Source organism: Niallia nealsonii, assembly GCF_002835805.1.
GTDB lineage: Bacteria > Bacillota > Bacilli > Bacillales > Cytobacillaceae > Niallia > Niallia nealsonii.
Genome location: NZ_PISE01000004.1, coordinates 73,494 through 98,338, shown reverse-complemented (window position 1 = coordinate 98,338; position 24,845 = coordinate 73,494). Strand labels below are relative to the sequence as shown.

21 protein-coding genes, 1 pseudogene and 1 riboswitch are annotated in these 24,845 nt (G+C 34.9%); of the genes and pseudogenes, 6 read left to right on the top strand and 16 right to left on the bottom strand.

Translation table 11 applies throughout. The features are described 5' to 3' along the window. Positions 1-9 precede the first annotated feature (9 nt). Entirely contained in the window at positions 10-927 is a 918-nt protein-coding gene (locus tag CWS01_RS02345) for an ABC transporter permease (protein WP_101175444.1), read from the bottom strand. Positions 928-1,812: 885 nt separating this feature from the next. Here CWS01_RS02345 and CWS01_RS02340 point away from each other — a divergent pair. Further along, on the top strand, positions 1,813-2,685 hold the full coding sequence (locus CWS01_RS02340; protein WP_101175443.1) for a LysR family transcriptional regulator: 873 nt from the start codon (positions 1,813-1,815) through the stop codon (positions 2,683-2,685). Between the two features lie 242 nt (positions 2,686-2,927). Here CWS01_RS02340 and CWS01_RS02335 read toward each other — a convergent pair whose 3' ends face one another. The 5 genes from CWS01_RS02335 to CWS01_RS02315 form a co-directional block, all read right to left on the bottom strand. Continuing rightward, positions 2,928-4,241 (bottom strand): nucleobase:cation symporter-2 family protein, encoded by a 1,314-nt coding sequence (locus CWS01_RS02335; RefSeq protein WP_101175442.1) that lies wholly within the window; start codon positions 4,239-4,241, stop codon positions 2,928-2,930. Between the two features lie 2 nt (positions 4,242-4,243). Next, the gene (locus CWS01_RS02330) at positions 4,244-4,852 is read right to left on the bottom strand and encodes a xanthine phosphoribosyltransferase (protein WP_101175441.1); all 609 of its coding nucleotides are present in this window, start codon (positions 4,850-4,852) and stop codon (positions 4,244-4,246) included. Between the two features lie 98 nt (positions 4,853-4,950). Beyond that, a riboswitch (purine riboswitch) is annotated at positions 4,951-5,052 on the bottom strand. Between the two features lie 189 nt (positions 5,053-5,241). Then, a complete protein-coding gene (locus CWS01_RS02325) occupies positions 5,242-6,954 on the bottom strand; it encodes a methyl-accepting chemotaxis protein (protein WP_101175440.1) in 1,713 nt (570 codons plus the stop codon). A gap of 303 nt (positions 6,955-7,257) precedes the next feature. Next, complete coding sequence (locus CWS01_RS02320) at positions 7,258-7,752, bottom strand: hypothetical protein (protein ID WP_101175439.1); 495 nt, start codon at positions 7,750-7,752, stop codon at positions 7,258-7,260. Further along, positions 7,752-8,222, bottom strand: coding sequence for a hypothetical protein (locus CWS01_RS02315; RefSeq protein ID WP_101175438.1), 471 nt, complete (start codon positions 8,220-8,222; stop codon positions 7,752-7,754). Before CWS01_RS02315 ends, CWS01_RS02320 begins: the two co-directional genes overlap by 1 nt. Positions 8,223-8,611: 389 nt before the next feature. Between CWS01_RS02315 and CWS01_RS02310 the strand changes: the two genes are divergently transcribed. Together CWS01_RS02310 and CWS01_RS02305 are read left to right on the top strand one after the other, a co-directional pair. Then, positions 8,612-9,397 (top strand): MurR/RpiR family transcriptional regulator, encoded by a 786-nt coding sequence (locus CWS01_RS02310; RefSeq protein ID WP_101175437.1) that lies wholly within the window; start codon positions 8,612-8,614, stop codon positions 9,395-9,397. 245 nt (positions 9,398-9,642) lie between these two features. Then, the gene (locus tag CWS01_RS02305) at positions 9,643-10,434 is read left to right on the top strand and encodes an endonuclease/exonuclease/phosphatase family protein (protein WP_101175436.1); all 792 of its coding nucleotides are present in this window, start codon (positions 9,643-9,645) and stop codon (positions 10,432-10,434) included. A gap of 299 nt (positions 10,435-10,733) precedes the next feature. Here CWS01_RS02305 and CWS01_RS02300 read toward each other — a convergent pair whose 3' ends face one another. The 6 genes from CWS01_RS02300 to CWS01_RS02275 form a co-directional block, all read right to left on the bottom strand. Next, entirely contained in the window at positions 10,734-10,934 is a 201-nt protein-coding gene (locus CWS01_RS02300; protein WP_101175435.1) for a YwbE family protein, read from the bottom strand. Further along, a complete protein-coding gene (locus CWS01_RS02295; RefSeq protein WP_101175434.1) occupies positions 10,934-11,146 on the bottom strand; it encodes a hypothetical protein in 213 nt (70 codons plus the stop codon). The genes CWS01_RS02300 and CWS01_RS02295 overlap by 1 nt, the downstream gene beginning before the upstream one ends. Positions 11,147-11,233: 87 nt before the next feature. Continuing rightward, entirely contained in the window at positions 11,234-11,836 is a 603-nt protein-coding gene (locus CWS01_RS02290) for a response regulator transcription factor (RefSeq protein ID WP_101175433.1), read from the bottom strand. Next, positions 11,833-12,966, bottom strand: coding sequence for a sensor histidine kinase (locus CWS01_RS02285; RefSeq protein WP_101175432.1), 1,134 nt, complete (start codon positions 12,964-12,966; stop codon positions 11,833-11,835). The genes CWS01_RS02290 and CWS01_RS02285 overlap by 4 nt, the downstream gene beginning before the upstream one ends. 9 nt (positions 12,967-12,975) lie before the next feature. Continuing rightward, entirely contained in the window at positions 12,976-13,713 is a 738-nt protein-coding gene (locus tag CWS01_RS02280) for an ABC transporter permease (RefSeq protein WP_101175431.1), read from the bottom strand. Beyond that, positions 13,714-14,613: an ABC transporter ATP-binding protein gene (locus CWS01_RS02275; RefSeq protein ID WP_101175430.1), complete on the bottom strand. Its 900-nt coding sequence runs from the start codon at positions 14,611-14,613 to the stop codon at positions 13,714-13,716. 460 nt (positions 14,614-15,073) lie between these two features. On the opposite strand from CWS01_RS02275, the gene CWS01_RS02270 reads away from it, so the two are divergent. Beyond that, a complete protein-coding gene (locus CWS01_RS02270; RefSeq protein ID WP_101175429.1) occupies positions 15,074-18,388 on the top strand; it encodes an outer membrane protein assembly factor BamB family protein in 3,315 nt (1,104 codons plus the stop codon). A 75-nt stretch (positions 18,389-18,463) separates the two neighbouring features. On the opposite strand, the gene CWS01_RS02265 is transcribed toward CWS01_RS02270, so the two are convergent. Beyond that, complete coding sequence (locus CWS01_RS02265) at positions 18,464-19,117, bottom strand: cupin domain-containing protein (RefSeq protein WP_101175428.1); 654 nt, start codon at positions 19,115-19,117, stop codon at positions 18,464-18,466. A gap of 186 nt (positions 19,118-19,303) precedes the next feature. On the opposite strand from CWS01_RS02265, the gene CWS01_RS22210 reads away from it, so the two are divergent. After that, positions 19,304-19,441 carry a hypothetical protein gene (locus CWS01_RS22210; protein WP_157827523.1) on the top strand — a complete coding sequence of 46 codons (138 nt, stop codon included), beginning with the start codon at positions 19,304-19,306 and terminating at the stop codon, positions 19,439-19,441. Between the two features lie 196 nt (positions 19,442-19,637). On the opposite strand, the gene CWS01_RS02260 is transcribed toward CWS01_RS22210, so the two are convergent. Together CWS01_RS02260 and putP are read right to left on the bottom strand one after the other, a co-directional pair. Then, the gene (locus CWS01_RS02260; RefSeq protein ID WP_101175427.1) at positions 19,638-21,482 is read right to left on the bottom strand and encodes an Ig-like domain-containing protein; all 1,845 of its coding nucleotides are present in this window, start codon (positions 21,480-21,482) and stop codon (positions 19,638-19,640) included. Between the two features lie 513 nt (positions 21,483-21,995). Further along, entirely contained in the window at positions 21,996-23,423 is a 1,428-nt protein-coding gene (gene putP / locus CWS01_RS02255; protein ID WP_407938525.1) for a sodium/proline symporter PutP, read from the bottom strand. A gap of 405 nt (positions 23,424-23,828) precedes the next feature. Here putP and CWS01_RS02250 point away from each other — a divergent pair, with 405 nt between their 5' ends. After that, the gene (locus CWS01_RS02250) at positions 23,829-24,260 is read left to right on the top strand and encodes a hypothetical protein (RefSeq protein ID WP_101175425.1); all 432 of its coding nucleotides are present in this window, start codon (positions 23,829-23,831) and stop codon (positions 24,258-24,260) included. A 287-nt stretch (positions 24,261-24,547) separates the two neighbouring features. On the opposite strand, the pseudogene CWS01_RS23380 reads toward CWS01_RS02250, so the two are convergent. Continuing rightward, positions 24,548-24,731, bottom strand: a pseudogene (locus CWS01_RS23380) (MBL fold metallo-hydrolase); the annotation flags it as partial. Positions 24,732-24,845: the final 114 nt, after the last annotated feature.

Sequence of the window (24,845 nt, the reverse complement as noted above, 5' to 3'; positions counted from 1 at the left end):
ACCTCCTTCTTATTCATATTTAATCCTTGGGTCAACGATTCGGTATAAAATGTCGCCAACCATATTCATAACAATTACTAATATCGATATTATAAAAACGCCAGCCTGGACAATAGACATGTCACGGGAGTTAACTGCTTGGACAAGCAGTTGACCTATACCTGGATAAGCAAAAACAGTTTCCGTTATTAAAGATCCTCCAATGAGAAAAGGTAATTGAACCGTCATAATAGTGATAATTGGAATTAAACAATTTTTAAATGCATGGCGATATATAACAACAGAATTTCTTAACCCCTTGCCAATTGCTGTACGGACATAATCTTGATTTAGCGCTTCAAGCATATTTGACCGGATTAATCTTGTCATTTCTGCTGCAGTTCCTCCACCTAGAGTCAATGCTGGTAAAATCATATGCCAAAACGTTCCGCTTCCAGAAACAGGAAATACAGGAAAGACTACAGCAAGTAATAGAATAAGCATCAGTCCTTGCCAGAAATTCGGCATTGCTTTTCCTAATACAGATGTACCTGTAATAAAAAGATCAACAAAAGAGTTTTTTCTAGTGGAAGACCAAACACCAAGTGGTATGGCAATAATTATTGCGATTAACATTGCTAATCCACCCAATTGTGCAGATGCTGGAAGCCTGTCCAGCACAATATCTAAAGCATCCATATTATAACGGAATGATTCGCCAAAATTCCCAGTCATCATGTTTTTAAGAAATATCCAATACTGCATTAAAAAGGGTTGGTTTAAACCTAAAGCTTCTCTTAAAGTAGCTACTTCTTCCTCCGTAGCAGTATCTGGTAACATTAGAGATACTGGATCTCCAGCTAAATAAACAAGTCCAAATACGATAAAAGAAATAATAAAAAGAACCGGTATAATCTGAAATAAATATTTACTTAAATACCTTCTCAATTGAACACCTCCAGGAAAACTAAATAATCAGAATTTGCATTTTTTAATAACAGTATTTATATCACCTCTCCACACTTGCATGTTGTTCTCTCTTTTGGATAATTCACTTACTCTGATTAAGTTGTGACCTAATTTTTTTTGAAGAAATTAATACTTCATCTTATTCTTCTATATATCATTAAACATTTTCCTATATAAGGAAATTAAGAAACTATTTTTTATATCTAAGATAATTCGCATCTTTTTTCTATTAAAATTATTATTCTATATAAATCCATTTTAATTTTTCGACATGGTTAAAACAGGTTGATTGGAGTGGAAGGTGCGAGACTCCTGTGGGATTAGCGGGACAGGTGAGACCCCGCAAGGCTGCTTCCTTTAGGAGGCTCACCGCCCGCCCCACGGAAAGCGAGCATCCTGAAACGGAAATCATCCTACTCCTTTAAAAGCAACAAAGTTTACGAAAATAGCCTATAAAAAAGAATGTCTGTTTCGATTTATTAAATTTGATATATATATTCCCTTTCTCAATGTTGTTAAAGTATTCTACCACTCTCCTAAAATAGTGACTAAAAATAGTACTAGTACTAATACTCCCTAAAATATCAGGATAAAAAATATAGTCATAACAGGAATCACTTTTGTTATTTTACCTCACTCCATAATGTTAATTTTTATTACCCGCTTGATTAATACTTATTATAGATAGCCTTACCGATAAATAAAAGAACTTATAATTCATAATATTCATAACTATTAGTTATAATACAGTAATAATCATGTTTTATGTAATTACCTTGTTAGGTTTCCTTACAGAAAAATTTATATTTATTATTTTTTATGTACAATAAGTTTATTAAAATTTGCTAGTAGAAGGGAGTAATAATGGAGCTTCGACAAATAGAATATTTTGCAGAAGTAGTTAAACACTCAAGTTTCACCAAAGCTTCAGAGTATCTTAATGTATCTCAACCTGCTATCAGTAAGGCAATTCGCAAACTAGAAGCAGAACTTAATGTCATGTTATTTAAAAGAACCTCTAAAGGTTTAGCATTAACTGATGCAGGAAAAATTGTTCTCAAAAACACTAGTTTTATCTTAGATTCTTTCAGCAATATAAAGCTAGAGTTGGAAGATACAATTAATTTAAAAAATGGGGAACTAAATATTGGTATTCCACCTATCATTGGGACAACATATTTCACTGAATATATTTCAAAGTATTTAACTCTATATCCAGAAGTAAACTTAAATCTATTTGAAATAGGCACAAATAGTATAAAGGCAGAATTGGAAGAGGGAAACTTAGATATTGGACTAATATGCAGCCAAATTCATTCAGAAAATAACTTAGTCATAAAAAAAATTATGAAGGATCCTCTAAGATTAGTTGTACACTCAGATCATCCGCTTGCTGCTAAGAATATAGTCTCTATTAATGAACTAAAAGATGAACCATTTATTATGTTAAGAAAAGATTTTTCATTACACACTAAAATAATTGAATACTGTTCTTTTTATAATTTTCAACCTAAAATTGTTTTAGAAAGTTCCCAAAAGGAATTTATGCTTGAAATGGTTAATTCTAAACTAGGAATATCTATACTTCCAGAAAAAACGTGCAATAATATAAACCAATTAGCAATTACTACACTCCCGTTAACAACAAGCAATTTAAATCTAGAGTTAGGAATTGCTTGGAAAAAGACCGAATATATGCCTTATGCATTAAGAGCATTTATTTCCTTATTTAACTAACGATATTTAAGATAGTCTATCTGCACTTTAGAATTATACTCACAAACCATCTTAATAACTATTTCAGTATAATTACAACTAAAAAAATTAGATATAATTTCCTAAAGTGTGTTTAATATTCTTTATTTAGATTCAGCAAATTATATGGCTTATTCACTTATATATAAATAAAATATCCTCTCGAGTAAAGGATATGGTTATTTCCATATAATTACTCAAGAGGATATTTATACATGCAATATTTATGATGCTTTCTGTTGTGTTACTTCCGTTTGCACTGCTTTTCTTTGGAAGCTTGGCACCATATTAAATAATATATTTAACACAATAGCTGTTAAGCTTCCTGCTACGATTCCGCTTTGTGCTAAGATGCGCACCGTTTCTGGCAGTTTCGCGAATATATCTGGAACAACGGTAACACCTAAGCCCATCCCTACTGAACATGCCAAAATAAGCAGATTGCCTTGTTTGTTAAAATCAACTTGGCTTAACATTTTCACACCATATGCGACAACCATTCCGAACATCGCAAGAGAAGCGCCGCCAAGTACTGGTGTTGGAATTAATGTAGTAATAGCAGCTACTTTTGGCAAAAACCCTAAAAGAACAAGAATCGTACCAGCTGCAAAAATAGCATTTTTTGTTTTAACACCTGTTAATTGTACCAAACCAACGTTTTGAGAATATGCCGTATATGGAAAAGAATTTAAAATTCCACCTAATACGGAAGCAAGTCCTTCAGAACGATAGCCTCTTGCTAAATCTTTTTCCGTTACTTTTTGTTTCGTAATATCTCCTAATGCTAAATAAACGCCTGTAGATTCAATTAAACTAACAATAGCTACTAGAATCATCGTTACAATAGAAGAAAGCTCAAAAGTAGGAGCGCCGAAATAAAACGGCTTAATGCCATGGAACCATGATGCTTCGCCAACTTTTGCAAAATCAACCATGCCCATCATGCTTGCGGCAATTGTTCCAACAATTAATCCAACTAGAATAGAAATGGTTTTTAAGAAACCAGTTGCAAATTTATTTAATAAAAGAATAAATGCTAATACGCTAAACGCTAAAATCAAGTTTTTAGGGTCCCCAAAGTTTTCGCTTCCTTGTCCCCCTGCCATATCATTGATTGCAACAGGAATTAATGTTAATCCAATAATTGTTACGACAGAACCAGTAACAATAGGAGGGAAAAATTTCACTAATTTACTGAATACAGAAGAAATAATGACAATAAAAATCCCTGAAGCAATAATTGCTCCATAAATTGCCGTCACTCCATGCTGTACGCCAATCGCAATCATCGGAGATACAGCAGTAAAAGTACAGCCAAGCATAACCGGCAAACCAATACCGAAAAACTTATTTTTCCAAACTTGCAGCAATGTAGCAATACCACATGTCAATAAATCAATTGATACTAAATAAGTAAGTTGTTCAAAAGAAAGATTTAATGCTCCACCAACAATTAATGGTACAAGTACAGCACCAGCATACATTGCTAGTACATGCTGCAAACCAATAGACCAAGTTTTTACTGGGCTATTTCCCATGATTAAATTCCTCCTGCGAATGCTTTTTCTAGTTGTCTGTCTTTTGCAAATTGCACTTTTCCTTCTTTTAATGCTTCAATTCTTGCCAATGATTCCAGGCGGTAGCCTTTAGCAATCAGATCATCTGCTCCTGGCTGGAAAGATTTTTCAATTAAAATGCCAATGCCGCTAACCTTAGCAGAAGCTTGTTCAACTAAACTTGCAAGACCTAATGCTGCTTGTCCATTCGCAAGGAAATCATCAATAATCAGCACATTGTCGCCTTTTGTTATATATTTATTAGAAACAGTAATTTCGTTTGATTCTTGTTTTGTAAAAGAATAAACAGTTGCTGTATAAAGATCTGTTGTTAATGTTAATGATTTTCTTTTTCTTGCAAAAATTACAGGTACATTTAATGCTAGACCTGTCATGATTGCAGGAGCAATACCAGATGACTCAATCGTTAATATTTTTGTGATAGCTTCATCCTTAAATCTTTCCGCAAATTCTAAACCAATTTCTTTCATAAGAACTGGGTCCATTTGATGGTTGATAAAAGAATCTACCTTCAACACATTTTCGCTTAATACGATGCCCTCTGATTCAATCTTTTCTTTTAATAGCTTCATTTTCTCTAAATCGCTCCTTCAAAAAAATAAGGGGACAGCAGTTTACTACGAAAGTAAGCCGCTGTCCCCTTATTTATCAGCCACTCAAAACTGGCTAATATATATAGGTGCTTACTCGTAGTCAGATAATTTACGGTTATCCGGTAGAAACTCGCAGGCCCTATTCCTGCTATTATACGAGAATATTATAAATAATTTTGTTTTAGACATTTGAATTATAACGGAATAATTGAAAAATGAAAATAGTTTTTTTAGCAAAAGGCGAAAATTACCTATAAAAATCAGTAATATTGTTCATATTTTGACCAAAAAAATGCTGGAATTATCTGATTTCTTCTAAAAAAATAGTATTTATAGATTTTTATTATTTCTTATTCGGAACCTTTTTGCTATATTTTGAACTGGTTAATAATATTTTGAAGTTTTTCTGAAAGTTCAGCCAACGATTGAGAAGATAAAGCAATTTCCTCCATAGAAGCCAGCTGTTCTTCGGTTGCTGCAGATATATTTTGTGTGCTCGCTGCAGATGTTTCAGCAAGTCCTTTTACTTCTTGTATGGATCCATTCACAAGTTCTGTTCCATTTGCCAATTGATTTAAGGCTTGTGTAATATCCTCTATTTGTACCACTACATCGTTTACTGAGATTTCAATTTTTTTGAAAGTACTGCCAGCGATATGGACAACCTCTAGTCCTGAATGAACTTCGGCAGATGCTTTCTCCATTGATTGAAGTGTATTATCTGTATCTTGTTGAATGAGAGCGATTAAGCTTGCAATTTGTTCTGTTGACTTAGCAGATTCTTCAGCAAGCTTTCTTACTTCATCTGCAACAACAGCAAATCCCTTTCCATGCTCTCCAGCCCTTGCAGCTTCAATAGCTGCATTTAATGCCAATAAATTTGTCTGTGCTGATATTCCTGTAATGACATTTGTGATATCGCTAATTTTGCTTGAACGCTCATTAAGGCTTTTCACAGCATGTGACAGACTGGAAACATTAGCATTTATTGAATTCATTTGATTGCTGACCTGCTCAATTGCTTGATTTCCTTCTAATGACATTTGGGAAGCATGGAGAACGCCTTGTGATGCTTTTTCGGCATTACTGGCAATCATTTCTGTGTGTTTTGTTATATCTTCTATTGCTATTGAACTTTCTTCGATTGTCTGAACCTGTTTATCTGAGCTGAAAACTAGCTCTTGAATGGTTAATGTAGTATGTTCGCTAGCCCTGCTGCTCTGCTCCGCACTTGCACTCAATTCTTCAGAAGCTGCAGCAACTTGCTGTGATGAATCATGGACAGTAGCAAGAGTTGCTTTCATTTTCTCTGTCATCTTATTAAAGGAATCCATTAACTGTCCCATTTCATCTTTCGACTGATAATTTCCTTTAACAGTAAAATCGCCGTTTTCCGCTTTTCCCAGCAATTCTTTTATTTCTTGTGTCGGTTTAATAATCATTCTAGCAATCAAACTTGCAAGAACGATTAAAAGAACAAGAGCAGCAATAATTACGGACCAGACAATTATTGTTACCTTCTTCAAGTATGCTTCATTTTGCTTATTTATATCTTCGGCAAATCCTATTTTCATATTTGAAAATTCTATAAGCAATTCAGTTACTGCCTTTCTGTTCGGTTCATTTTCTTCCAGGTATAATGCATAAGCTTCCGTATTTTTGTTTTGGAGAGCTAATTCTAATACTTCTCCTTGAGTAGCAATGAGATCTTCATTTTTTTCTTTGTATTCATTCATTAATTTTTTTTCCGCTTCTTTTAGCTCACTAGAGTCTATTTCACTTATAAGGGCATCATTTTCTTCATTTTTTGATGCGATTTGTTCATTTAATTCTTGATTTCTTGCTGCATCCTTTGTAATCATTAATTCAAGTATAGATCCCGTAATAGTGCGTGTATTAGTCCGAATTTGCATTAAGTTGCTGACAGGCACTAAATTTTTTTCATACATAATTTTTGAAGACGTTGCCATTTCTTTTATATAATTTAATCCAAACATACCAACTATCCCTAGTGCTAGTATACTAACGGTAATAATGGTAATTAATTTTTTAGCTATTGACAGATTTTTTAATGCTTGCATATTTTTCTCCCTTGATTATTATTTTTTAGCCCTTCTCCATAAAATTTATCGGCTATTTTTATCATTATATAAGTGTTGTTAAATCATATTTTTTCAGGAAATTTTCTCCTTATTAAATAGGTTTAAATACAATAAAAAAGGAAGAGTTCACCGTCCTTTATCAAGCACGGAAACCTCTTCCTAAAAACTTCTTTCTAAAATAAAGCGCTGCAATTTCTTTTCTTTAAAGCTTTAAATAGCATACAATCGATACAATAATTTTACAACTTGCGCTGCCAATACAAAATTTAGCTATTATGAAGGTTATACGACATGACTCATTCGCTTTTTCACATACTGATAATACAATCCTGTTATCGTCTGAGTGATAATAAAAAAGACAACAGAGTAGGAAAGTTTATAGCCATTTTGAAAATCTATAATATGCACCTTTGTCAAAAACCAATTTGTTCCATACCCAATAACTCCCCATATTAGCACATACCAAATGAATATTTGTTTCTTTATGTTAAAAAAATCATAAAAATAGATAAAAAAATAACCACTTGATGCTAGATTTAAAAAATAAAGAAAGTCAAAAATTTCATAATGGTTCGTATCATTTAAACTGTAAAAATCTATCAGCCCGGTTCCAATAATAATATCAAACAGCATACCGCTAACAGAGCCCCAAACCAAACTTAACATAGTAATATAACGAGGCAGCCTTTTTGGCAATATAAAGAAAATAGCCCACATCCCAATAAGCATTCCTAATATAATCCACTCATTTAAGTCAAATCTATCCCATAGTTTCATTAATTGGTTACCTCGTGATATGCTAATTTGCGATATGTTTTACATATATATACTGCAATAATATGCAATACAATAAAATAAATCCCATCATATGCCAAATTCCAGTTTTTATAGGAAATAATCTCATAATGATTGCATATAGCCATCATTATCAGCAAAAACAGAATGGAGACACATGCACTTAGCAGTTTGCTAAACAGAGACTTTCGTTTACTGATGGCATTTAAAAAAAGCAGGAGAACAAAAGGGATGGTAATATACCAAAATAAAGTATAAGAAATAAAGTACAAATGATGGGTTGTAACTTCTACGAGCTTCCATTCTCCTTCCAGCAGCCAAGAGTAATGAGTATTAAAAATTAGAATAACTAAATAAACAAAAGTATTATCAGCAATTGTTAAGTTTTTTTTCAACACAGCAAACAAGGAGGCAACAAGCCAAACGATTAAGAAGAAGAAAGTAAATTCCATATTTTTCCACCTTTATTCATTATGATTCGATTCACCTATTATTGTCATGTTATTATTGCCATTTTTATAAAAAATATCCGTTATTATCAAAAAAGCAGAAGTAGATGGATGTATGATGAATACGGTGAAAAGTGCAGCAATTCTAAACGGGAGAAAATAAGCATCTGGGAAAATTCTTGCTGAGTGGGAAAAAGAACAAAATATGTGATTCCTTTCATAACGGCTTGATTCTATTGTTGCCTGACAATCCCTATGATATAACTTACTTTGTAAGCAAGAATAACTGCTTACAAAAAAAATTATCCATAACGATTATGCCCTGACTAGCATGTTGAAAAAACTTTAGTAAATACACTAAACTATAACATGACTAGAAGGAGTTGGTAATCGTGAAGATAGAGGCATTAATCAATGAGCATTATAATCAATTGCTAGAGATGGACTTTCATATATTAAAGTACATTCTTCATAATAAAAACATATGTTATCAATTAGGAATTAACGAGTTGGCAGATAAATGCAATGTTTCCCGTTCTTCCATTTTGCGTTTAGCACAAAAACTAGGTTTCAGCGGCTATAGTGAATTCCGCGTATATTTAAAATGGCAAACCCAAGGTGAAGTTATTCAAGAAATGAATAGTACAGGAAATCTATATGACGATATACAAGAAACCATTAAATATACAAAAACAAAAGATTATGAAGCCATCTGTAAATTGATAGACACTTCTGAGCGCATATTTGTTTATGGAACAGGCAATCTTCAGTTGAATTGTGCAGATGAATTGCAGCGCATGTTTTTATCCATGCAACGGCATTTGTATGTGATAAGAGCACAAAAGGAGTTCGAAATCATTACCCAAAGCTTAACAGCCAACGATCTTATCCTTATTATTTCTTTCTCTGGGGATACACCTATAATATTCTCTGCTGTACAAACTTTAGTTGCCAAAGGAGTGCCTTTTGTCTCCATAACAAATCTAAAAAGCAATAGGCTAGCAACGATGACTCCTTATAATTTATATGCTATCAGTTCAGAAACAAAAATAAGCGATGAAGTTCACATCCATACATTCTCCTCTTTTTTTATTATCGGAGAAACATTATTCCGAAACTATGTAGATTATCGCCAGACATTATCCATAAGTAAAAAGAAAGATGAGGGACCTAATTAAAAGCAAAAAATAAACCAGAAATCAAAGCTTTAAATAGTTATTCCAGAGTGTAGACAAATTCAAAATTGCACACTTTTAGGCTGATTGAAAACGTCTGCGGCATCGCCTTGTGAGGAGCGGAATTACCAAGGTAGAGATAATGAGCATCCGACCAAGGCGAGCAACAAAGAAAGCGGGCATTTGTCAACATCCTCAGTTATCTATGCAATGGCTGCCTATTTAAAGTCACTTGGAGGCATTACAAAATGAAATTGTTAACATTAAATTGTCATTCTTGGCAAGAAGACAATCAAATAGAAAAAATTCAATACTTAGCAAATACTATTAAAGAAGAAGCCTATGATGTAATCGCCTTGCAAGAAGTAAGCCAATTAATAGAATCAACGATTGTAAAAGAATCTATTAAACAGGATAATTTTGGACATATTTTATTACAAGAATTGAAAAAGCTTGGTGTTACTGACTATTCATTTATTTGGAGTTTCTCCCATATCGGATTTGAAATTTACGAAGAAGGTTTAGCCATTTTAACCAAACATCCCATTATAGAGGATTATTCCTTTTTTATCACAAACGGAACAGACACAAGCTATTGGAAAACGCGAAAAATTATTGGGGCAAAAATCAACTATCATAATAACCCCATTTCCTTTTATTCCTGTCATATGGGATGGTGGAAAGACGAGGAAGAACCTTTTAAACAACAATTCAATTCTCTTCTTCAACAAGTGGATAAAAATGGATTATTTTTCCTTCTAGGAGACTTTAATAATAGCGCCACTTCCAAAGAGGAGGGCTATGACTATATGCTGAGCCAACATCTTTATGACACCTACACACTAGCAGCAGAAAAAGATAATGGCATTACCGTAAAAGGAAAAATTGCCGGTTGGGACACAAATAAACAAGATTTGCGAATTGATTTAATTATGGCCAACCAGCCCGTTCCAGTTGAATATTCCCACGTAATTTTTAATGATAGCAATAGATCTGTTATCTCTGATCATTATGGCGTAGAAATTAAATTAGGATTATAAAGTTTCTAAAAGAATAAAAAGGACAATCTCGTTTATAACTGATAACGAGATTGTCCTTTTTTTAATTGGCTGTTTTCTAAAAATGGTTGTTTTTTGGATAGTTTCCATGAGGAAATCCATGGTTAAAACAGGTGGATTGGAGTGAAAGGTGCGAAACTCCTGTGGGATTAGCGGGACAGATGAGACCCCGCAAGGCCACAGCCTGAGGAGGCTCACCGCCCGCCCCACGGAAAGCGAGCATCCTGGAATGGAAATCAACCTACTCCTCTAAAAGCAACAAAGTGTACGAAAACAACCTTTTAATTAGTTGCTTTAATAAGCTGCACCCGTCCTACCTGGCCATCTTCTAGTCGCACCTTAATTCCATGAGGATGAAAAGGAGACTTTGTTAAGATATCTTTTACAATTCCTGCTGTTCGTTTCCCTGTTCTTTGGTCTTGCTTCAGCACAATTTCCACAAGGACGCCTGGTGCTATATCTTTTCTATTCTGACCGTTCATTATACACCTGTACGTTTTCTTTGATTATTTGGCTTTTTCGTTTGCTGGCTGTTCATTTTTTGCATTTTATTGCTGCTATTCAAGTTTGATTTTCCACCTTGCGCTTGCTTCTTTTTGTTAGCAAGCTGCTGTTTCATTGCTTCCTGCAGACTAATTTTCTTTTTTCCTGTTTGTTCATTTGTATGATTATCGTTCAAGGAAATTTCCTCCATTATTGTAGAAATAGTTTCACTTCACCCATCATATCAAAGGTCAGTGAATACTTCCAATGCAAAATTTAGACAATAGATGGTATCTAGTTAAATCCATCCATTGTTTTTTGCTTTTGATATAGCTTCAATTCTATTTTTCACTTCTAATTTATTTAAAGCTTCAGAAATATAATTGCGGATTGTACCAGATGACAAATATAATGAAGCAGAAATTTCTTTCGCTGTTTTCCCCTCCGCCACAAGAGCCAATACTTCCCGTTCTCTCTCTGACAAAGGATTTTCTTTGCCCATATGCCCAAAAATCAGTTCTGATGCAAACTCTCTTTTCCCTTTAACAACTTGACGGATTGCCTCTGCTAATTCTTCACTTGGTCCATCCTTTAAAAGATATCCATGAACATTTGCTTTCAAAGCTCTTTCAAAATAGCCTGGCCTTGCAAAGGTGGTTAAAATAACTACCTTGCAATCAGAATTTCTTCTCTGAAGCTCTTCCGCCACATCCAACCCGCTTTTTAAAGGCATTTCAATATCTAAAAGGCATACATCAGGTTTTAACTTATTAATTAGCAAAAGCGCTTCTTCCCCATTTTCTGCCTGACCAACCACCTCAATATCCTCCTCAAAACTTAATAAAGTTCCAAGGGCTCCCCTTAGCATTCTTTGATCTTCCGAAATAATGATCCGAATCAAAATGCCATCCCCTCTTTTCTCTCTTTCACAATGATTGGAACCGTTATTTCTAGCAGCGTTCCATAATCTGAAGTTAACGATAATTCTCCTTCTACTAGCTGAAGACGTTCTTTCATTCCATTTAGGCCATTCCCTAACAAACTCTGATCGAAAATTCCTATGCCGTTATCTGAAATGGCTACTTCCACCTTTCCTTGTTTTAAAAAAATCTTAATGGAGCAATCCTTTGCACCGCTATGTTTTATAACATTATTAATGGCTTCCTTTAAACAAAGACTTAAAATATTTTGTGTTAAATGAGGGATTTCGCTGACCTTTTTATCCACATCCATCGAAAATGCTATATCAGCAGCTTCTAATATCGTTTGCACCTCAACTAATTCTTCTGCAATCGTAATGGCCCGCATATCCGAAACTAATTCCCGAACTTGCTTTAAGGCACTGCGAGATATTTTTTCCATTTCCTTCGCTTCAAGCTGGGCCTGTTCTGGTTTATGAACAGCTAATTTTCCAACAAGTTGACTCTTTAATGTCAACAAAGATAATGTATGGCCTAATGTATCATGCAAATCCCGAGCAATCCGCATTCGTTCCTCCCTTTTTACTAGCTGATTAATCTGCTCATTCGCCACATCCAATTGCTTTTCCAAGTCCATTCGTCTATTCATAGAACGAATGCCAAATGGCGACATTAGCATAATCACAAAAAAAGGAAGATAATAAATCATACTGCCAATAGGAGCATTGCCTAAATAATAAACAAGCGGAATAGTCTGCATCACAGCAAAAACAACAAGCGCTTGATAAAAATGACGTTTATTTGTATAGTAGCCGATAAAATTAGCAGGGAAAAATCCCATAAACAAAATATTAGGATTATAAAAGATGCTCAATAAAAAGATGATTCCCATTTGCACACCAATCCATAATGTGTAAATTTTCTTATCCATATACATATACAACTGGCGGTAGGAAACTAGGAATAGTGCCAACAACAGATAGCCAACTACAAGCTTTACACCTTTTGCTTGCGCTATATAAAATGCTGGCAAAATAAGATACACTAAAAACATATATGGAAAAAAACCATATCTTGCAGGAAATAAAACGATCTTTTTTTTAGCTTTCATACACCCTCCTTAAACAGCTTCTTGTTTTCTTCTTATATAAGTTGATAGTAGCATAAAAAGGAAAAGATACCCTATCACAAAAAGAAAATTAGTGCTGTCAGGAATATTGCCTCTAATAATTTCCCATGCCCCATCTGCAAAATGATAAGATGGAATCCATTTAGCAATTGTTTGCATTACATTTGGGAATACGTCAATAGGCATCCACATTCCACCGGAAATTGCCAATACCATATAAAGAAGATTGCTGACTCCAGATGCTGTTTCCACTTTTTTCATTGTTCCAATCACCGTGCCAATCGCCAAAAATGGCAAAGAGCCAAAAAGAATCCATATTCCAGAAGTAATCCACTGCAAGGAAGTAAGCTCTACCCCATTTATAAAAACACCGGCAATAAAAATAACCAAAATAGAAAATAGATGAATAACCGTTTGTGCCATCATTTTTGCCGCAAAATAAGTTCCTGTTGAAAGAGGCGTAGTTTTAATAAAACGTGTCCATCCTTCCGCTTGTTCCTGCACCATCTTTATCCCCAATGACATAATGGATGAACCCATCACACTAAAGGTCGTCATAGACATTAAATAATGGGCTTTCCACACCTCTTGATTTTCCTGTGGTGTACTGATCACCCTTGTAAAAAGAAAATAAAACAAAATAGGCATACATAAGGACCAAAAAATATAATATTTATTGCGGAACATTCGAAGCAATTCTGCTTTTGTCTGCATAAAAATGATGTTCATTTACATAACCTCCTTTTTTGCTGCCAGTTCTGAAAATGCCTCTTCTAATTTTCCTTGATGGACTTCGATTTGTTTCATAGATAGTTTGTTGGCAATTAAAACGTTAAGCAATTCATCTGCATCATCTGTTACAAGAGTAACACGGCCTTCCACTTGTTTTGCCTCTAAACAATAAGGCAGTTTACGATACATATCTAAAGAAACATTCTCTACTGCTTGAAAAGAAACCCTTTGGCTCGACAATCTGTTTTTTAAATCTGTCGGGGTCCCATCTTCCACAATAGAGCCATGGTTAAACAAAATGATTCTTTCTGCCACTTCATCTGCTTCCTGCAAATAATGAGTTGTAAAGATAATCGTTTTCCCACTGTCCTTTAAACTCTTTACTGTATCCCAAAAGTTCTTTCTTGCCGTAATATCCATGCCTACTGTTGGCTCATCAAAAAACAGTAAATCAGGGTTTCCCGCTAATGCCAATGCAAAATTCAGCCGCCGCTTTTGTCCCCCAGAAAGCTTCTCAGTTCGTTTGTTCCAGTCCCTTTTCTCAAATCCCGTGATTGCCAATAAGTCAGCCGTTCCCATCGGTTTAGGATAGTAGCTCTGCACTAAAGAAATAATTTCTTTCACCCTTAAACCATCCATCACACTTACTTCCTGCAGCATACAGCCAATACGCTCTTTTACCTCTTTTTGATTTGGACGAGTCCCAAATAACATAACCTCTCCATCAGTTGACCTAACTAACCCTAACATCATTAAAATAGTTGTTGTTTTCCCAGCACCATTAGCTCCTAATATCGCCACAACTTCTCCCTTATTTATGGAAAAAGAGATATTATCCACTGCCTTTTGATCAGCAAATACTTTTGAAACATTAGTCAATCTCACAATATTCTCCATTTATCCACCTCCGACGCTTTATACTTACATTCTATGATGATCTAAACTCGTTGATTAGTCGCAGATGTCATCAAATGGAAATGACAAATGTCATAAAATGAACCTTCACTCAGATACGTGGAATAAATAGGAAATAATAAATATATGAAAAAGTTAACTACAGAGAATGGAGTCTTCTCGCCTATTAAAGATAAAAGGTTAGTTTCATATTCTTTAAGAGCCTATAAACTTTAATTAATGTAGGCTGATTCCCTTTAATGATTGTTAGCTTAGGTTAATAATAGGAGATAAATTTCTCTTACCAACAGACATTTAAACAAGGAAATATTGCCTCCAAAAAAATTGCGGAAAATGTCTTAAAAAAAGGCTATATAAAAGAAATTGCATGTGGTAAATTTAAAAAAACACCTATGTGTTTTTTTAGATTTACACTAAATTCAGAGGGGAAGCTGAAAAGAAGATGAATGAACAGGAAGGAAAAAAAATAAGAAAAAAAAGCTTGAAGTTGAGGCGTTACCTTTTCGTTTATCTGGGAATGGCAGCGCTCTTTTTTATGGTTTTATTTGGCTCTGCTGAAACGGCCACAGCAGCAACTAAAAAGTTTTATCAGGGGAAAGGCTACAAGGCTGGATTATATGATGCATATGGAGACCAGCCCACATCTTTAAACTGGAATAGGCTGTCACCTTATACAGGAAGCTTTGCACCTGCTCTTAAATGGACCTATAAAACAGGTGATGCTGTTAGCGCATCTCCTGTTATTGGAAAAGATGGCACTATTTATATTGGTTCAGAAGATTCCTACTTATATGCAATAAAAAGCGACGGAAAGTTGAAATGGAAATATAAAACAAAATCATCGATCTCTGCTTCTGCAGCGATTGCTTATGACGGCACAATCTATGTAACATCAGGTACAACTTTATATGCTATTACATCCACTGGAAAAATGAAATGGTCCTATTCTATCCCAACGGAGCGCTCATCACAACTTTGGCTGAATTCTCCGCCCGCAATTGGTTCTGATGGCACTGTTTATGCTGGAGTATCTGGATTTTTTGAAGATGGTGCTAATTCTGTTGCAAAAGGAAAACTATTAGCCATTAAAGATGGAAAATTAAAATGGTCCTACACAGCATCCAGCATTGATGCTACACCTTCTATTGGAGCAAATGGATATATTTATTTTACCGATGTTTTTTATGGTTCCACAGGCAATAATGCTTTTATTTCAGGAAATGTATATGCATTAGATGCAAATGGTAAAAAGAAATGGAAATATGAAATTGGATCCTATACCTCATCCTCGGTTCTCATAGGTGAAAACGGCACTGTCTACGTTGGTTCAGAAGATGAGAACTTTTATGCGATCAACCAAAGAACAGGTAAAGTCATTTGGAAAACAAAACTAAATGGGGATATAACAGGTACAGCAGCTATGACTACAAGTGGCATCCTCTATATAGGAACAGCAGAGGGAAGTTTTTATGCAATTGATTCCAAAGGGAAAATAAAATGGCAGTATAAAGCAGCAGAAGGAATTACCTCCTCTCCTCTTATTGATGCAAAAGGGGTCATTTACTTTGGAAGCAAGGATAATTATTTGTATGCACTCGCCTCTAATGGGACGTTAAAATGGAAGGCAAGTACTTCTGGAGCTATTACTAGTTCTCCTTCTATTAGTCAAAAAGGCGATATTTATATAGGATCAGAAGATGGCAGAGTTTATGCCTATAATCCTTCTGGCAAAAAAACATACTCTTTAAGCGGCAAGGTATTGGATAGAAAAACGAAAAAAGTTGTTGCCAATGCAGAGGTTTATATTGCCGGATTTAAAACAAAAACAGATAGCAAAGGGGGTTTTCAAGTAAAAGGAATCCCTACTAGCAGCTATGTAGTAACCATGAAAAAACAAGGCTACTACACCTACACCAGCGATAATTATTCGATTAAAGGCAATTTAAGCAATAAAAACTTTTACATGGATCCAGGCGGGACATTAACTGCGAGCCCAACAGCAGGAGTTGCTCATACAACCATTCGAGTAAGCGGCAAAGGCTTGCCGATTGATGAATCGGGAGAAGTTTTTATTGACGCAAACAAAAATAAGATTCGTGACGATTCAGAGATTTATGCTTGGGCAAGGACAGATAAAAAAGGAGAATTTCCATCTGTTTCTCTTCTAATTCCGGAACAAAAAATAGGAAACTATGACATCCTATATACTTCGAAATCCCTTGAGGATGATCCAGACAGTGTGAAACCAGCCATTTTTGCATTAAAGACTTTAAAAACTACCATTAAAAGTTCTATTAGCAGTGGTGAACCCCATGTAACTGCTAAATTAAACGGATCTGGATTTGCAGCAGGAGAAAGAGGAAAGCTTTATTTTGATAAGAATAATAATGGGAAGTTTGAATGGGAAGAACCCAATCAGTGGGTAACAATGGAAAAGGGGTCTTTCAAAGACATTTCTATCCAAATACCAAATACAAAAACTGGGAAATATTCCATCCGCTATCAATCAGATTTAGGGACATTAACAGTCAATCCATTTACCTTTACTGTGACACCTACCAAAGCAAAAATGTCGATAAATCCTACTAGCGGTCCAGCACAAACAAAAGTGAAAGTGACAGGCAGCCTATTTGTCAGCGGGGAATCGGGTACGGTTTATTTTGATGCAAATAAAAATAAAAAATTAGACTATTCAACAGATCCATATGCATATGTACAGGCAGACAGCCAAGGAAAGTTTGAAAGTTCCGCCCTGTCCATCCCGGATAAAGCAGAAGGAAATTACAATATCTATTTTCAAGCAAGCAGCGATTCGTTAGACGTACAGCCAAGTAGTTTTCAAATTACAAAAACACAGGCGAAAATGACTTTATCCCCTGCTAAAGGAGTTCCTTATACCAAAATAAAAGTGCAAGGTACATTATTTCCGCCAGATGTTAATGGGTATATTTATTTTGATTTAAACAAGAACGAAAAGTACGACTATTCTAATGAACCATATACGTATATTACGACAACAAGCAGCGGAACATTCCAAGATGCAGTACTTACCGCTCCATCAGCACAAGCTGGAACGTATCCAATTAGATTTTCTGCAAGCAGCGGTTCAATATCTGTTCCAAGCGCTGCCTTTACATTAGAAAAATCCAATGCAAGCTTATCTATTTCTGTCGATAATGCAGTACCCCATGATTTAATTACTGTGAAAGGACAAAATTTCTTGCCTGGTGATTCTGGCATGATCTATTATGATATCAATAATAATGGAAAAAGAGATTATGATGTCGATGGGGAAACTTATCAACAATATATAACAATCAACAGTAAAGGAGAGTTTACGTTCTTTGATTTCCACGTTCCAGATACAGGAAAAGCTGGAACGTATAAAATTCGCTATCAATCCAATCAAGGTTCATTAGATGTTGAGCCTGCTTCTCTTGCAATATCGTTAACACCGGCAAAAATAGCAGCAAGTTCGACTAGTGTAAATCGAAACAGCAGCATCACTATTAGCGGAAATAGCTTCCCAAAAAATGAATATGGATATGTTTATATTGATTTAAATGACAATGAAACAAGAGACTATTATCCAAGTGAGCCTTATGCCTATGCTCAAATAGATGGGAACGGCATTATACCAGATTTGGCTCTGCAAATTTCAGCAGAAATGCCACTTGGAACATATAGCATCAGGTATGATTCTAGCTCTAGTTTTGGAGTCTTAAGAGTTCCTCCTATTACTGTGACGATTAAGTAGCAATCATCAAAAAAAATGAGAGACAGTAAATGGTCTCTCATTTTTTTGATTCTAGATAATTTAAAATTAATTAGCTCAATAGCCTTGCATGTAATGTGGAGAAAAAGGATATGCCTGCTGGTAGGCTGATGCTTGTGGCGCGTATCCGCTTTGATAATTTTGTTCATAATTTCCATAATGCGCTGGTTGCTGATTTCGATTGCAATTTTCAGGTGGTCCGATAAAGACAGATTCTTTAATCGGTGCAATTGCTTTTTTCCATGTGTTCACATCCATGCAATACGTATGTGCCATCAAGTCAGGCGGAGTTAGTCGCAATAGATCCGAACCCAAAATAACTTCAGGAGTTTTAGCATCAAATATTGCCAACAAGTGGGTATTATCCATTGTCGCCACTTCATAATGCCACCAGCCTTGCGGAACATTTGCAACTTGGCCAGGAGTTATCGGATAGTTTTGAATTTGTTTCGTAAAAGGATTCAACAGCGAAACAGTTGCAGCACCAGAAATACAATACACAAGCTCTGCAGCATTTTGATGAACATGAGGCTCTATCACATTATTTTTGCTGATATAAATATCCAGCAATGAAATATTTTCCAATGTATTTAGCTGCGCAATACCTAACACATTAATATAATTATTGCGGTCCTTCGTAAATAATCTGCTTTTATTCACATCTGCCGTAAACTTTGTTTTTGGCGATGTATAATCCATATATTTAGCCATCTAGCTTCTCACTTCCCCAAGTTTTTTCTGTTATTGTATGAACAGAGCATCAATAGGTGCCGTATCATTTCAGCTTTTCCTTACTTTCCATTTATTGTATACACTAAAAATTAACAGCAATAATCTAGTTTCACTCTCTTTTAAACCGTCTATATATACAGTAAATACTAAAGGAGGTTTTATTTAATGAACTTGGATAATCTTAAAGACAAAGCAATTGATGCCGCAAAAAAAGCGCAGAAAAATGAAAAAGTCCGTGAGAAGGAAAAAGAGATGGGTGTAAATTTAACAGAGAAAGTGAAAGAAAAATTAGGTAGAAAATAACCAAAACACCCTTTATGATATACGGAAATTTCCCATTTATCATAAAGGGTGTTTTCATTTTTTTAACTAAAAGGCAAAAAAGAAGCAAAAAAATTTTTTATATGAACACTTTTATTGTTGTCATATAGATATTTCTTAATAAAAAAGCTGTTCCGTAAGTTTCAAATTTATGGAACAGCCTTTTATATGGAAATTTCTAATTTACTTTTATACTTTTTGCACCACTTTTATTTCCATCTGCATCACTTGCATGCACTTTTAATGTAGAGCCTTTCTTTTGGGCTGCTATTTTTACTTTATAGTTCCCTTTGCTGTCTGCTTTCCCTGATCCAAGCTTTTTGCTGCCATTATAGACATACACGGTTGCATTCTTTTCTGCTTTACCTGTCACTGTTGTCGTTTTGCTTGTTACTTTATTGACACTTGGTGTACTTGGTGCTGTTTTATCCAGCACCTTAACGGTTTTTGTGCCGCTTTTATTTTTTGCTGCATCTAATGAATAAACACTTATTGATGTTCCTGCTTTTTGTTTTACGATTTTAATCGAATATTTTCCATTGCTAGGCACTGTTGCTTCACCTATTTTTTTGCTGCCTACATATGCATAGACCTTTGATTTTGCCTCTGCTGTTCCAGTTACAGCAGTAGACTTATCTGAAACTGAATCTACACTTGGAGTTTTCGGTGCTGTTTTATCTAATACTTTTACTGTTTTATTGGCGCTTATATTCCCAGCTGTATCAACTGTATAGACACTTATCGATGTTCCTGCTTTTTGCTTTGATATTTTAATGGAATATTTTCCGCTTTTTGCTGTTGTTTCACCTAATTTTTTGCTTCCTGCATATGCATATACTTTTGTGTTCGACTCTGCTTTTCCGGTAATAACTGCAGATTTATCTGAAATTGCGTCAACTGTTGGTGTTTTGTCTGGGAAAGAAGCTTTTAATCGATAATCAGCTTTTGTAACTCCACTCCAGTAATACGGATCTATATATAAATAATATTTTCCTTTAGACAGCTCTTCAGAAATGTTTAGTGTTCCTCCTTTATCGCTAGTGCTAGAAGAATCTATATAATTTCCTTGACTATCATAAAGCTGTAACTGGAAACCACCTGTTATTTTATCTAGTGTAATATTGGCAGCTCCATCACGATTTGTTGTAAATGTATATACATCTCGATCTACATTAGAGTAACTGCTAGAAGAGTAATATTTATTGGAAATAAGAGATAAAGCAGTCTCTTTTGTATCATTTGGCTCAAATGAACTGCTGTTTCGGTTAATGCTTCCAGGATATGTTGCTTTTAAGCGATAGGAGGCACTTGTAATTCCATCCCAATAATAAGGCTCAATGGCTATATAATATTTTCCTTTTGTCACTTCCTCAGAAATAACAAGTTTTCCACCTCTTGTACTGCTAGACTCTGACTCTATATAATTTCCATATTGATCATACAGTGCCATGGAAAAGCCGCCTGTCGTTTCATCAAGCGTTATATATACTTCTCCGTCTTTATTTGTTGAAAAATAGTATATATCTCTATCTAAATTAGAATCACTTTTAGAAGTGTATAATTGACCCGATTTAATGGACAACCCTGTGTCAAAAGTATCATTTGGTTCAAAAGTGGAAGCATTTCTTTTAAAAGAACCAGGATAAGTGGCTTTCAGCTGATAAGATGCACTTGTAATTCCACTCCAGTAATACGGTTCAATTTTTATATAGTATGTTCCTTTCGTCACTTTTTCGTAAAGAGACAGTTTTGCACCTCTCGAACTGCTACTCTCAGAATCTATATAATTTCCATTTTTATCGTAAAGCGACATAGAAAATCCACCAGTAGTATTATCAAGCGTTATATATACTTCTCCATCTTTATTTGTTGTAAATGTGTATGTATTTTCAGCACTTTCTGAGGCAATTGATCCTTTTACCGCAACGCCTGATGAAATGCTATAGTCTTTTGCATGCGCTAATTCACCTGAAAACAGACTAAAAATAATTAGAAAAAAAGCTGCACTTAAAATACGTTTCATTAAATTTCCCCCTACCCATATTTTCTTCCTTCTTTTATTTGTTCTCCGCTATAGTTAGCATTCTCTCTCTGAAACAAACAAATATCCCTTATATAGATTAACTAGTTTATTTTACCACAACTACTCCTAATTTCATCCAATAACATTTCAAAAATCAGAACTTTTCAACTGTATTTTTGTCATTGTTTTACCAGAAAGTAGCTATCTCGAAGAAAATAGAAGCAATATATATAAAACTGAACTAATCTCTCCCTTTCCATCAAATTAAAATGCTTTCTTCTTAATCTTATTAATGTTTCATTTTCCTTGCCTTCGTCTATATATACAGTAGAAACCAAAGGAGGTTGTTCTAACAGATGGTAGAGCGCAATGATTTAAAAAACAAAACAGTCGACCGTGTAATTGAAACGCCAAAAGAGGAAAAAGAAAAGAAATCAAATAAAGAAAAAGAAAAGGATAATTAAAAAATAAACCCCTTAGCACAGAAAAGCTAAGGGGTTCTTCATACTGCTTTTATTCAGAATGTGTATATTCGTCAAACTTTTTGTTCATTTCCTCGCTCGGTGCTTCCGTTAACAAGCTGACTACCCAAATGGCAACTAATCCCACAAAAAATCCTGGAATAATTTCATACAAATTATTAACAAGCACTGGAATATTAGCCCAAATGATAACAGTGACTGCCCCGCCAATAATTCCTGCAAGAGCTCCCCATCTATTCATTCGTTTCCAGTACAAACTCAATAAAATAACAGGTCCAAATGAAGCGCCAAAACCTGCCCAAGCATAGCCGACTAATGAAAGAATCGTGCCGCTTTTATCAAGTGCAAGGATAACAGAAACAACAGATACCGCAAGAACTGCAAGCTTGCTTATAAGCAATAGTTCCTTATCTGTTGCAGATCGGCGGAAGAATGTTTTGTACACATCTTCTGTTAAAGAACTTGCCGTAACAAGCAGCTGGGAAGAGATAGTGCTCATAACTGCTGCCAGCAATGCCGCCAATAGGAAACCTGTAATAAGAGGATGAAACAATATCTCGCTCAGCTTAATAAATACTGTCTCAGGATCAGATAAATCAAGTCCTTTCTTTGAATAATAAGCCAATCCTATAAAGCCAGTAAACATAGCCCCTCCCACTGAAAAAATCATCCAGCTCATGCCTATGCGCCGCGCTTTTTTAATTTCTTTTACAGAGGAAATTGCCATAAACCGCACAATAATATGAGGCTGTCCAAAATAGCCTAATCCCCATGCTAGTAAGGATACGATTCCCAGTACTGTAGTTCCTTTAAAAATATCAAATAATTTCGGATCTATCCCTTTGATTTCACTAAATGCTGGCCCAATTCCACCAACTTCCATAATCGTAACAGCAGGCACAAGAACAAGTGCAATAACCATAATCATCCCTTGAACAAAATCTGTCCAAGTTACGGCTAAAAAGCCGCCAAATAATGTATAAGCAATAACAACTGCCGCAATAATCCAAAGTCCTGCCTGGTAATCTAGATTAAAAGTTGTCTGAAACAGAACACCACCTGATACCATTCCAGAAGAAACATAAAATGTAAAAAATACAATAATAACGAGTCCTGAAGTTAATCGCAGCATATTGGATTTATCCCCAAAACGATTCTCCAAATAAGCTGGAATAGTCATAGAATTATTGGCATGTTCTGTGAAAGTTCGGAGTCTAGGTGCAACATACAGCCAGTTTAAATAAGCACCTATTGTTAAACCAATGGCAATCCATGATGCGCTTAAACCTTGTATATACATAGCGCCAGGAAGGCCCATTAAAAGCCATCCGCTCATATCCGCTGCACCTGCACTCAATGCCGTAACAGCAGGACCAATTGACCGTCCTCCTAACATATAATCGGATAAATTCGACGTGCGTTTGTAGGCAAAAAAGCCAATCACCAGCATGCCGACCATATAAATACTGATAGAAATTAGAATCTGTGTATCCAACCTTCATTCTCCTTTGCCTTTGCTAAAAAATATCTATCTAATTAGATTAGCCTAAACTATTAATATAGCAGAAAGTTTTCAAAATTCCATATCTTTTTTTCGAAAATAAATTGTTTCTTGAAATGGTAGCTTTATCTTATTTTTTTGAATCATTGTAAATTTTTGTAAAAAAATAGCTATATGGAAGAAAAACGCAGCACCTCCCCTAAAAAATGAAGCAAAACATTAAAAAACTGCAGCAAAATAAATAACATTCACCATTTTTCGTATGAAACAAAATTAGGATAATAGTCGGTTGCCTATTTTATCCAATTTTTTTATCCTATTTAAGGGAGAAATAAAATCGTTTAAGAGAGGAAGAAATTTAATATGATGAAAAAATTTTTTATGTCAATTGTAATGGTTTTTGTATTGCTTATTAGTGGATTTGCTGTAACTCCACAAAAATCAGAGGCTGCAGGTTTTGAGGTATTTAAATATAAAAGTGGATATTTTACAAATTATGTAGATACAAAAAACTATTATGAGAAATGGAGTAATACAAAGAAAATAGCTTTAACAAATGGATCTATTAAATCAACTAGCTCAGCAAAGGGAACTTATAAAGTATACATACAAATTAAAAAGAATAATAAGGGCTCTTGGCAGACAATTAAAACCATAACTGCAAACAAAAATGGCACTACTAGGTTCGAGTCTCCAAAGTTCTCACCGAATGACGGCTATAGATTTCATTTGGTAAATCAAGGCACAAAAAAGAAAGTTACTTATTCTATGTCATGGGCTCCAATGGGGTATTAAAAATAATACCCATTTTAAAAGGCTGATTGAAAAAGGAGCTCCTCATCGCTCTGTTTATAAGTAAATAAAAGAAGGCTGCATAGAGCGCAGCCTTCTTAGTTTTTCACGTGTCGATTTTTTTCAAAAAATAGCTTCCACTGTCCTGAGATGGCTAAATCACCTTTTACTTGAAAAGCATCCCCTGCTATTAAACTAGTATGCCTGCCATACTTCCAGGAGTAGGGCCAGGCATACTAATGCAGGTGAGCGAGCCTGTTCTATCTCCTTCGCAATAGAGTGGTCTCCTTGCAAGATTTGTGCATCTCTTTCTGAAATAAATACTTTAGCGTTCGGAAGATTTTCCTTTAAAGCATCTAACTCTCCTATATGGTCTCCATGGGCATGTGTTAAAACAATTTTTGTGATTGGTTTATTTAAACTTTCCGCTGCCTCTAAGGTTTTCTTATAGCTGAAGGGAAGTGCAGCATCAATTAATAGGAAACACGTTCGGAAAAAAAGTTAATTGATTCAAGTAGTTTTGCTTTGTTATTCTCAACTCTTTTCACTCCTTATTATGAAACTAATATCATTAGTTTTCACAAACAG

What these genes read in the sequence shown, in the direction of transcription:
- CWS01_RS02270 (WP_101175429.1), top strand. Translation starts at nt 15,074, where the DNA reads ATGAATGAACAGGAAGGAAAAAAAATAAGAAAAAAAAGCTTGAAGTTG.
- CWS01_RS02335 (WP_101175442.1), bottom strand. Translation starts at nt 4,241, where the DNA reads ATGGGAAATAGCCCAGTAAAAACTTGGTCTATTGGTTTGCAGCATGTA.
- CWS01_RS22210 (WP_157827523.1), top strand. Translation starts at nt 19,304, where the DNA reads ATGAACTTGGATAATCTTAAAGACAAAGCAATTGATGCCGCAAAAAAA.
- CWS01_RS02315 (WP_101175438.1), bottom strand. Translation starts at nt 8,222, where the DNA reads ATGGAATTTACTTTCTTCTTCTTAATCGTTTGGCTTGTTGCCTCCTTG.
- CWS01_RS02275 (WP_101175430.1), bottom strand. Translation starts at nt 14,613, where the DNA reads ATGGAGAATATTGTGAGATTGACTAATGTTTCAAAAGTATTTGCTGAT.
- CWS01_RS02340 (WP_101175443.1), top strand. Translation starts at nt 1,813, where the DNA reads ATGGAGCTTCGACAAATAGAATATTTTGCAGAAGTAGTTAAACACTCA.
- CWS01_RS02265 (WP_101175428.1), bottom strand. Translation starts at nt 19,117, where the DNA reads ATGGCTAAATATATGGATTATACATCGCCAAAAACAAAGTTTACGGCA.
- CWS01_RS02330 (WP_101175441.1), bottom strand. Translation starts at nt 4,852, where the DNA reads ATGAAGCTATTAAAAGAAAAGATTGAATCAGAGGGCATCGTATTAAGC.
- CWS01_RS02300 (WP_101175435.1), bottom strand. Translation starts at nt 10,934, where the DNA reads ATGAACGGTCAGAATAGAAAAGATATAGCACCAGGCGTCCTTGTGGAA.
- CWS01_RS02280 (WP_101175431.1), bottom strand. Translation starts at nt 13,713, where the DNA reads ATGAACATCATTTTTATGCAGACAAAAGCAGAATTGCTTCGAATGTTC.
- CWS01_RS02260 (WP_101175427.1), bottom strand. Translation starts at nt 21,482, where the DNA reads ATGAAACGTATTTTAAGTGCAGCTTTTTTTCTAATTATTTTTAGTCTG.
- putP (WP_407938525.1), bottom strand. Translation starts at nt 23,423, where the DNA reads ATGGTCGGCATGCTGGTGATTGGCTTTTTTGCCTACAAACGCACGTCG.
- CWS01_RS02320 (WP_101175439.1), bottom strand. Translation starts at nt 7,752, where the DNA reads ATGAAACTATGGGATAGATTTGACTTAAATGAGTGGATTATATTAGGA.
- CWS01_RS02295 (WP_101175434.1), bottom strand. Translation starts at nt 11,146, where the DNA reads ATGGAGGAAATTTCCTTGAACGATAATCATACAAATGAACAAACAGGA.
- CWS01_RS02305 (WP_101175436.1), top strand. Translation starts at nt 9,643, where the DNA reads ATGAAATTGTTAACATTAAATTGTCATTCTTGGCAAGAAGACAATCAA.
- CWS01_RS02250 (WP_101175425.1), top strand. Translation starts at nt 23,829, where the DNA reads ATGATGAAAAAATTTTTTATGTCAATTGTAATGGTTTTTGTATTGCTT.
- CWS01_RS02325 (WP_101175440.1), bottom strand. Translation starts at nt 6,954, where the DNA reads ATGCAAGCATTAAAAAATCTGTCAATAGCTAAAAAATTAATTACCATT.
- CWS01_RS02285 (WP_101175432.1), bottom strand. Translation starts at nt 12,966, where the DNA reads ATGAAAGCTAAAAAAAAGATCGTTTTATTTCCTGCAAGATATGGTTTT.